Below are 593 nucleotides of genomic sequence, written 5' to 3'. Positions count from 1 at the left end.
CAAGGTGAACCTGACGCCCGATCAGAAGCGGGTGACCACCGCCAAGGTGGACGCGCTCGCCGCCCTGGTCCCGGAGGAGGTCCGCAAGCGCGGCACGCTGCGGGTGTCGACTCGCTCGGCACCGTCCCCCCGCTGGACTTCTACGCCGACGACAACAGGACGATCATCGGCGCCGAGCCGGACATCGCCTACCTGGTCGGCGACGTGCTCGGCCTCAAGGTCGAGCTCAACCCGGTCTCCTGGGAGAACATCTTCGTCGGTCTCGACGCCGGCAAGTACGACGTGGGGTTCTCCAACATCACCGTGACCGAGGCCCGCAAGGAGAAGTACGACTTCGCCACCTACCGGCTGGACATCCTCGGCTTCGAGGCGAAGAAGGGCGGCAGCTGGAAGGTCGCCGGACCCAAGGACGTGGCCGGGCACACCATCTCGGTCGCCTCCGGCACCAACCAGGAGAAGCTGCTGATCGCCTGGAACGAGGAGAACCTGAAGAACGGTCTGAAGCCGGTCGACATCAAGTACTTCCAGAACTCCTCGGACTACTACCTGGCGCACGGCTCGGGCCGGATCGACGCCCACCTCGGGCCCAACCC

1 pseudogene is annotated in these 593 nt (G+C 66.1%); it reads left to right on the top strand.

The annotated features are described in order from the left end of the window. A pseudogene (locus ABD323_RS44045) lies at window positions 1-593 on the top strand (transporter substrate-binding domain-containing protein); the annotation flags it as partial.

The sequence above is a fragment of the Kitasatospora nipponensis genome (genome assembly GCF_039528135.1).
GTDB lineage: Bacteria > Actinomycetota > Actinomycetes > Streptomycetales > Streptomycetaceae > Kitasatospora > Kitasatospora nipponensis.
The sequence above is the reverse complement of the archived record's forward strand: the minus strand, read 5'-3'. Positions and strand labels throughout refer to the sequence as shown.